Raw genomic sequence first — 8,251 nt, 5'->3', positions numbered from 1 at the left:
CACTTTCGATACATCGCCACGGCGGTGAATCACAAAATCTGTTCCCCCTTAGTTCAGTCGGTAGAACGGCGGACTGTTAATCCGTATGTCGCAAGTTCAAGTCTTGCAGGGGGAGCCACTTTCGAAAACCCAGCCTAGCGCTGGGTTTTTTTGTATTTGTTTTGTGGATATGACGCACAGGAATTGTTACTACCTATTATCTGGACTGTAAGCAATCGCCCAGATCCGGGCAAAGTTTGTCCGCTGTGCCAATTTTGGTGAAAAACCCTTTCTCCTATCTGTTGTTATAGGCGCTTCAAAGGCCGATAATACAAAGATCTCTTTAAAATTTTCGAAGAATGGCATGACTGAGTATTTATTGCTTCTTGTCGGCACCGTCCTGGTAAACAACTTTGTGCTGGTTAAGTTCCTTGGCCTGTGCCCATTTATGGGTGTGTCCAAAAAACTTGAAACCGCCATTGGGATGGGGCTTGCGACCACGTTCGTACTGACACTCGCATCAGTGAGTGCTTACCTGGTCGAGACTTACATTTTGGCTCCATTGGGCCTCGAGTACCTGCGAACACTGAGTTTTATCTTAGTGATTGCGGTCGTCGTGCAATTCACTGAAATGGTCGTGCATAAAACCAGCCCAACACTTTACCGTCTGTTGGGTATCTTCCTGCCGCTAATCACAACAAACTGCGCCGTGTTGGGTGTCGCACTGCTGAATATCAATGAGCGCCACAACTTTATCGAATCCATTATTTATGGCTTTGGCGCTGCTGCTGGCTTCTCCCTCGTATTGATTTTGTTTGCGGCGATGCGCGAGCGTATTGCCGCGGCTGATGTTCCTCAGCCATTCCGCGGTGCATCGATTGCTATGATCACAGCTGGACTAATGTCATTGGCGTTTATGGGCTTTACAGGGTTGGTGAAACTGTAATGACTGGAATTTTGATTGCGATTATTGCTATCGCTGTCCTCGCAGCAGTGTTCGGTATCTTGCTGGGCTTTGCTTCTGTGCGTTTTAAAGTCGAAGCGGACCCGATCGTCGATCAGATTGACTCCATCCTTCCGCAAACACAGTGCGGACAATGTGGTTACCCTGGTTGTCGTCCTTATGCAGAAGCCATTGCCAATGGCGATGCCATAAACAAATGCCCTCCAGGTGGTCAGCCAACTATCGAGAAGCTTGCTGACCTTATGGGGGTGGAAGCCACAGAATCTGCACACGATGAAGAAAAGAGCGTAAAAAAAGTCGCCTTCATTCACGAAGACGACTGTATTGGCTGTACCAAATGTATTCAGGCTTGTCCGGTGGATGCCATCATTGGCAGCACCAAAGCCATGCACACCATAATCAAAGATGAATGCACCGGATGTGACCTCTGTGTCGCCCCTTGCCCGACTGACTGTATTGAAATGATCCCTGTTCAAACCACGCCTGAAACCTGGAAATGGCAACTTGACCAAATTCCGGTTGTTCAACTTTCTGTCGATGAAGATAAAGGGGTCAAACAAGCATGATCACCCTAATCGAACAGATCAAACAGGGACATGTCTGGGATTTTCACGGTGGTATTCACCCACCTGAAAACAAACGCCAGTCGAGCGAAACTTCCATCTTGCCTGCCGATATCCCAAATGAAATTGTGTTGCCAACCAAACAGCACATTGGCACAGCAGGCCAACTGTTGGTCAATGTTGGCGATAAGGTACTGAAAGGGCAACCACTGACCAAGTCAGACGTTCTGCAATGCTGTCCGGTTCATGCACCAACTTCCGGTGAAGTGGTTGCTATTGAGCCTCGCACTATCGCCCATGCCTCTGGCCTGACCGATAACTGCATTGTGATCAAACCGGATTTCGAAGACGCCTGGGGCGAGAAAAACGCACTGGCTGATTTCCGCGAAGTCTCTGACGAGGCGTTGATCGATCATGTCCGCATGATGGGTATCGCGGGCATGGGTGGCGCAGGTTTCCCAGCAGCCCGCAAGCTGCAAACTGGTCATGCACGCACAGAAATTCTGATCATCAACGGTGCAGAATGTGAGCCTTACATCACCGCTGATGACCGTTTGATGCAAGAACGTGCAGATGAAATTGTTCAAGGTATTGAGATCCTTCAGCATATCGTGAGCCCAAAACTCACCGTCATGGCGCTGGAAGACAACAAGCCGGAAGCGATTGACGCCCTGAAATTGGCGACACAGGGTAAACCTGACATTGTCGTTCAGGTAGTGCCGACCAAATACCCGTCTGGCGGTGAAAAGCAGCTCATCAAACTCATCACCGGTAAAGAAGTACCTGCAAAAGCCATCCCTGCCGCAATCGGCGTGATGATGCAAAACGTCGGTACAGTCTTCGCCATTAAACGTGCTGTCATCGACGGTGAGCCGCTGATTGAGCGTGTCGTCACCTTGACAGGTACCACGTTGAAAGAACAACGCAACCGTTGGGCGCTGCTTGGCACACCAGTCAGTTTCTTGCTCGATAAGCACGGGTATGAAGCAGACAAAAAAGTAGAGCGCGTGATAATTGGCGGCCCGATGATGGGTTACACCATTCCGCACCCTAACGTACCCGTCACCAAAGTCACCAACTGTGTGTTGGTGCCTTCACGTCGCGAAATTGCGCCGTCAGAGGGCGAGATGGCCTGCATCCGATGCAGCGCCTGTGCAGAAGCTTGCCCGGCTTCGCTGCTGCCACAACAACTTCAGTGGTACGCCAAAGATCAGGATTACGACAAGTGCGAAGAGTATAACCTCTTCGATTGCATCGAATGTGGTGCCTGTGCCTTCGTCTGCCCAAGTGAAATTCCACTGGTGCAATACTATCGTCAGGCTAAATCTGAAATCCGCGCGCGCGATGCGGAGCAGCAAGCTGCCGAGCGCGCCAAAGAGCGCTTCGAAGCCAAAAAAGCGCGTATGGAGCGTGACAAAAAAGCGCGTGAAGAGCGCCACAAGCAAGCTGCGGAAAACCGTCGTAAAGCGATGGAAAAATCCGCCGATGGCGACGCGATTGCCGCTGCCATTGCACGTGTGAAAGCCAAATCAGAAAATGAATCTGCAGCCACAGCAATGAAGCCAGCTGTGGCTGCTGCTATTGCCAAAGCAAAAGCCAAACAGGCTGAGGCTGCCGCACAAGGGCAGGCAGAGCCAGACAACAGTGAAATGGCAAAGCTGCGCGAAGAGCGCAAGCGTCAGGCGCGTGAACGTAAAGCACAAAAGGCGTCGGAATCCGAAACTGAAAACGCAGCAGACGACAAGAAAGACGCTGTTGCGGCGGCGATAGCCCGCGCTAAAGCACGCAAAGCTGCTCAGAAAAGCGAGTCTGAGCCCGCTTCTGATAACAGCGCTGCTGGAGAAGATCCAAAGAAAGCTGCTGTCGCTGCTGCTATTGCCCGAGCTAAAGCACGCAAAGAAGCACAACAAGCTGACACGGCAACACCTAATGCTGAACCTGTATCAGCAGAAGAAGCACCAGTTGAAGACGATCCGAAGAAAGCCGCTGTCGCTGCTGCCGTTGCCCGTGCTAAAGCACGCAAAGCCGCACAACAGGCGGAAGCTGAAACGCCTGCTGTTGATGCTAATCCGGCAGAAGAAGCTCCCGCTGAAGACGACCCGAAGAAAGCCGCTGTCGCTGCTGCGATTGCCCGTGCTAAAGCGCGCAAAGCCGCACAACAGGCAGAATCTGAAGCGCCTGCTGCTGATTCTGCTCCAGTGGAAGAAGCTCCCGCCGAAGGCGATCCGAAGAAAGCCGCTGTTGCTGCTGCCGTTGCCCGCGCCAAAGCACGCAAAGCCGCACAACAGGCAGAAGCTGAAGCGCCTACTGCAGAGGCTGCTCCAGTAGAAGACACTCCCGTTGAAGAAGATCCCAAGAAAGCAGCGGTTGCTGCTGCCATTGCGCGCGCAAAAGCGAGAAAGGCAGCGCAAATGAAGAATAATAATGAGGAAGAGTAATCGTGGCCTTTTTTATCGCCAGTAGCCCACATAGCCACAGTCGCAAGAGCACCAGCGACATCATGATGACAGTGATACTGTGTACTTTGCCCGGCATCGCTGCGCTTTGTTACTTTTTCGGTTGGGGTGTTTTACTTCAGGTCGTCATGGCGGCACTGACTGCGGTGGCTGCAGAGGCGGCTGTTGTGGCTCTGCGCGGCCGCCCTGCTAAACGCTATCTTAAAGACCACTCTGCCCTGCTGACGGGTGTGCTTCTGGGTATCGCCATTCCACCGTTCGCACCATGGTGGATTGTAATTATCGGTATTCTTTTCGCCATCGTCATTGCTAAACATCTCTATGGTGGGCTGGGTCAAAACCTGTTTAACCCTGCCATGGTCGCTTATGTCGTACTGCTGATTTCGTTCCCGGTTCAAATGACCACTTGGCTTCCACCAAGCGAATTGTTGGTTCAGCCACTTGGCTTTACTGACAGCTTCGCCGCTATCTTCACGGGCCTCACCACCGATGGCTTTAGCGTGAACCAACTGCGTATTGCCGTGGATGGCTCAACCATGGCAACGCCGCTGGATACCATTAAGACCTCTTTGCTGGCCGGTGAAACCGTCTCTGAGGCGGTTGAGAAGTCAGTGTTTGGTAGCTTTGCAGGTATCGGTTGGGGCTGGGTGAATGTCGCCTTCCTTGTTGGCGGTCTTATTCTGCTGAAGAAGAAGATTATCCAGTGGCAAATCCCCGTTGCTATGCTGGCATCACTTTTTGTGTTCAGCTTGGTAGGTTATGCCATCAGCCCAGATGGTGTGGCTTCGCCATTGATGCACCTGTTCTCCGGTGCCACCATGTTGGGTGCATTCTTCATTGCCACTGATCCAGTTTCTGCTTCAACCACTACGCGAGGCCGACTGATCTTTGGTGCAATGATCGGCGCGATGGTTTATTTGATCCGCACCTTTGGCGGCTTCCCAGATGGCGTAGCGTTTGCCGTGCTTATCGCAAACATGTGCGTACCCCTGATTGACTACTACACCAAACCAACCACTTACGGTTACAGGAAGGAAAGCAAATGATCCGCGCGATGCGAAATAATGGCGCAATCCTAGCGCTGGCGGCACTGCTTTCAACGGGCTTAGTCGCCGTCACCAATACACTGACGAAAGACACTATCGCAGAGCAGCAACGCATCCAGCTTTTACGGGTTCTAAATCAAGTGATCCCAGAAGACATGCATGACAATGCGTTGGCGAAAACCTGTACTTTGGTGACCAGCCCAAACCTTGGTACCAGTGAACCAATGCCAATCTACATTGCCACCAAAAACGGTGAGCCGACAGCCATGGCAGTTGAAGCCATTGCACCGGACGGTTATAACGGCGCCATCAAAGTCTTGGTCGGCGTCGATACTAATAACACTGTGCTCGGTGTTCGTGTGCTGAGCCACAACGAAACCCCGGGTCTTGGCGATAAAATCGATCTGAATGTCTCTGATTGGGTGCTGTCTTTCAATGGTAAAAATATTGAAAGTGAAGACGATAAGCGTTGGGCGGTTTACAAAGATGGCGGTCAGTTTGACCAGTTCACCGGTGCCACCATCACACCGCGTGCCGTGGTTAGCGCCGCGCGAAATGCTGCTTGGTATGCCATGCAGAACAAAGACACTATTGTCCGCCAACCTCTGAATTGTGGAGCTTCATCATGAGCCAGAATAAAGAGTTAATGACAAACGGAATGTGGGCCAATAACCCTGCGCTGGTGCAGCTTCTGGGTCTTTGTCCCCTGCTTGCAGTTTCCGCGACAGTGACCAACGCATTAGGGCTTGGCATCGCAACGCTGCTGGTTTTGGTGGGCTCGAACCTGACCGTTTCACTGGTGCGCGAATATGTACCAAAAGAAGTGCGTATTCCAATCTTCGTTATGATCATCGCGTCACTGGTAACCTGTGTTCAGCTACTGATGAACGCCTATGCATTCGGCCTTTATCAGTCACTGGGTATCTTTATTCCCCTGATCGTGACCAACTGCATCATCATCGGCCGCGCAGAGGCGTTCGCCTCCAAGAATACGCCATTACCTTCGGTGTTGGATGGCTTCTGGATGGGCATGGGCATGACTGCGGCACTGGTCGTATTAGGTGCTATTCGCGAAGTACTGGGTAATGGTACTTTGTTTGACGGTGCTGACCGACTGCTTGGTGATTGGGCTGCGGGACTTCGTATAGAAGTGTTCCAGTTTGATAGCCCATTCCTATTGGCGATGCTGCCGCCGGGTGCTTTCCTGGCTGTAGGTTTCCTCATCGCTATAAAGAACGTGATTGACGAAAAACAAGCGAAGAAACAACCAAAAGAGAAAGCCGTGATCGAACGCGTTCGAATCACGTCCACAGATTAAAAGTTAAGCATTCAATGGATGAGCAATGAATAACGAAAAACGTGTTCAGATACTGGAGCGATTAAGAGCAGAAAACCCTCACCCGGAAACTGAACTGAACTGGAGCACACCGTTTGAGTTGCTGATTGCGGTATTGCTCTCGGCGCAGGCAACGGATGTCAGCGTGAACAAGGCGACGGATAAACTCTATCCGGTGGCTAATACGCCGCAGGCATTGTTAAACCTAGGGGTTGATGGCGTAAAGGAATACATCAAAACCATTGGCCTGTTTAATTCCAAGGCAGAAAATGTCATCAAGACCTGTCGCATCATCGTTGAACAACACGGTGGTGAAGTGCCTGAAAACCGCGAAGCACTGGAAGCTCTGCCAGGCGTGGGAAGAAAGACAGCCAATGTGGTTCTCAACACCGCCTTTGGTTGGCCAACCATTGCGGTAGACACTCATATTTTTCGCGTATCAAACCGCACCAAGTTTGCGATGGGGAAAAACGTCGATCAGGTAGAAGAAAAGCTACTGAAAGTCGTGCCAAAGGAATTCAAGGTCGATGTTCACCATTGGCTTATTCTACACGGCCGCTACACTTGTGTGGCTCGCAAACCGCGTTGTGGCAGTTGTATCATTGAAGACCTCTGCGAATTCAAAGAAAAGATTTACCCAGATGAATAAAAAGAAGGCTGCCATTGGCAGCCTTCTTTATAAATATTTCTGATAGTTTTGATTGCTACCATGACCGCATTGCGGATCATGGATTCCAATATCTTTCTTCAAGTGGCAGTTCATTCCGTCGCTCTTAATCACGACTTTACGTTCCCTAAAACCACTTCCTAACCCAATTATTTTAAGCATTTTTTCTATTATCATATTTCTAGCCCTCTTTGCTGACGGTCGCATCATTCGTTCTCTGTTGTTATGGTTTAATGTCATTTTGTTAGTATTTTGTACTCAACACGAACGATGAAATCTGACACCAGATATAAGCTGAACTTATGGACAAGCAACTTCGCTACCTCAGTGCACTCCGTTACTTTGAAGCTGCCGCGAGACTCAAAAGCTACAGCGCAGCAGCAAAAGAATTGAATGTGACCCAGGCCGCCGTCAGCCAGCAACTAAGGGGTCTGGAAGATAACCTGGGCTGTAAGCTGTTTTTTAGAAATGGGCGGGAAATGCAGCTTACCGATAAAGGCCACCAGCTGCTTGCACCTATTACCGAAGGGTTTGAAAGGATTATCGTCGGTTTAAACCGTATTCAGACTGAACCTCTGGAAGGCGTGTTGACCGTCACCGTCCCACCCTCGTTCGCTTCATTGTGGTTAATGCCGAGACTATGGCGATTCACTCTGGAAAACCCCACCATCACGATTCGCATACATAGCGATATCAAACGGGTGGCAATCCTACATAGCGATATTGATCTCGCAATCCGGCAGGGCAAAATCACAGAGAATGACACAGCAGGCAGCATTCGTTGCGAACATCTTTACCAAGAGGAAGTTTACCCGCTTTGCTCCGCCGAACTTGCCCGTTCTATACAGTTTGATTCCCCGGAAAAGCTCAAACGGTGTTGGTTGATTCATGGCGTGAATTCTAAAGAGATAGTTTGGTCAAAGTGGTTTGAAAAAGCCGGTGTGAAGTTCGACAACAGCGCGCTGAGATGGATGGAAGTACCTACATTCGATATGGCGCTCAATGCCGTGATTGCGGGTCACGGTGTATGTTTGGGAACGGAAAGTTTGTCGAAAGCACTTATCGATCAAGGTCTTCTGGTCAAACCTTTTGATATCGGGCTCACGCCCGGCATGCAGTTTAGTTTGTTGTATGACGGCGCATCTTCAAGGCTTCCGCGCATTGAAGCATTTCGAAACTGGCTGTTCCGTGAGTTGGAACAGTCACAATATCGCTGAAACCTTCAGAGGATCTGTTTACT

General features: G+C 50.4%; 8 protein-coding genes and 1 tRNA gene. All 9 read left to right on the top strand.

Features of this window, described 5'->3' with window-relative positions; translation table 11 throughout:
* Window positions 1–42: 42 nt before the first annotated feature.
* Window positions 43–118: transfer RNA gene (locus RN22_RS01725), tRNA-Asn, on the top strand.
* A gap of 225 nt (window positions 119–343) precedes the next feature.
* Window positions 344–925: an electron transport complex subunit RsxA gene (rsxA, locus tag RN22_RS01720; protein ID WP_002541126.1), complete on the top strand. Its 582-nt coding sequence runs from the start codon at window positions 344–346 to the stop codon at window positions 923–925.
* Window positions 925–1,509 (top strand): electron transport complex subunit RsxB, encoded by a 585-nt coding sequence (gene rsxB, locus RN22_RS01715; protein WP_046302845.1) that lies wholly within the window; start codon window positions 925–927, stop codon window positions 1,507–1,509. Before rsxA ends, rsxB begins: the two co-directional genes overlap by 1 nt.
* On the top strand, window positions 1,506–3,944 hold the full coding sequence (gene rsxC / locus RN22_RS01710) for an electron transport complex subunit RsxC (protein WP_046302844.1): 2,439 nt from the start codon (window positions 1,506–1,508) through the stop codon (window positions 3,942–3,944). The genes rsxB and rsxC overlap by 4 nt, the downstream gene beginning before the upstream one ends.
* A gap of 2 nt (window positions 3,945–3,946) precedes the next feature.
* Window positions 3,947–5,008: an electron transport complex subunit RsxD gene (gene rsxD, locus RN22_RS01705; protein WP_046302843.1), complete on the top strand. Its 1,062-nt coding sequence runs from the start codon at window positions 3,947–3,949 to the stop codon at window positions 5,006–5,008.
* A complete protein-coding gene (gene rsxG / locus RN22_RS01700; protein ID WP_046302842.1) occupies window positions 5,005–5,637 on the top strand; it encodes an electron transport complex subunit RsxG in 633 nt (210 codons plus the stop codon). The genes rsxD and rsxG overlap by 4 nt, the downstream gene beginning before the upstream one ends.
* Window positions 5,634–6,326: an electron transport complex subunit E gene (locus RN22_RS01695; RefSeq protein WP_002541120.1), complete on the top strand. Its 693-nt coding sequence runs from the start codon at window positions 5,634–5,636 to the stop codon at window positions 6,324–6,326. Before rsxG ends, RN22_RS01695 begins: the two co-directional genes overlap by 4 nt.
* A 25-nt stretch (window positions 6,327–6,351) precedes the next feature.
* Complete coding sequence (nth, locus tag RN22_RS01690) at window positions 6,352–6,993, top strand: endonuclease III (RefSeq protein ID WP_046302841.1); 642 nt, start codon at window positions 6,352–6,354, stop codon at window positions 6,991–6,993.
* Window positions 6,994–7,313: 320 nt separating this feature from the next.
* A complete protein-coding gene (locus tag RN22_RS01685; RefSeq protein WP_046302840.1) occupies window positions 7,314–8,228 on the top strand; it encodes a LysR substrate-binding domain-containing protein in 915 nt (304 codons plus the stop codon).
* Window positions 8,229–8,251: the final 23 nt, after the last annotated feature.

This window comes from Grimontia sp. AD028 (genome assembly GCF_000973155.1).
In the GTDB taxonomy this organism is placed as follows: Bacteria; Pseudomonadota; Gammaproteobacteria; order Enterobacterales; family Vibrionaceae; genus Enterovibrio; species Enterovibrio indicus.
This window is presented reverse-complemented; position numbering and strand designations above follow the sequence as displayed.

Excerpts from the sequence above, each read along its gene's own strand:
- rsxA (WP_002541126.1), top strand. The coding sequence starts at position 344 with ATGACTGAGTATTTATTGCTTCTTGTCGGCACCGTCCTGGTAAACAAC.
- rsxB (WP_046302845.1), top strand. The coding sequence starts at position 925 with ATGACTGGAATTTTGATTGCGATTATTGCTATCGCTGTCCTCGCAGCA.
- rsxC (WP_046302844.1), top strand. The coding sequence starts at position 1,506 with ATGATCACCCTAATCGAACAGATCAAACAGGGACATGTCTGGGATTTT.
- rsxG (WP_046302842.1), top strand. The coding sequence starts at position 5,005 with ATGATCCGCGCGATGCGAAATAATGGCGCAATCCTAGCGCTGGCGGCA.
- RN22_RS01695 (WP_002541120.1), top strand. The coding sequence starts at position 5,634 with ATGAGCCAGAATAAAGAGTTAATGACAAACGGAATGTGGGCCAATAAC.
- nth (WP_046302841.1), top strand. The coding sequence starts at position 6,352 with ATGAATAACGAAAAACGTGTTCAGATACTGGAGCGATTAAGAGCAGAA.
- RN22_RS01685 (WP_046302840.1), top strand. The coding sequence starts at position 7,314 with ATGGACAAGCAACTTCGCTACCTCAGTGCACTCCGTTACTTTGAAGCT.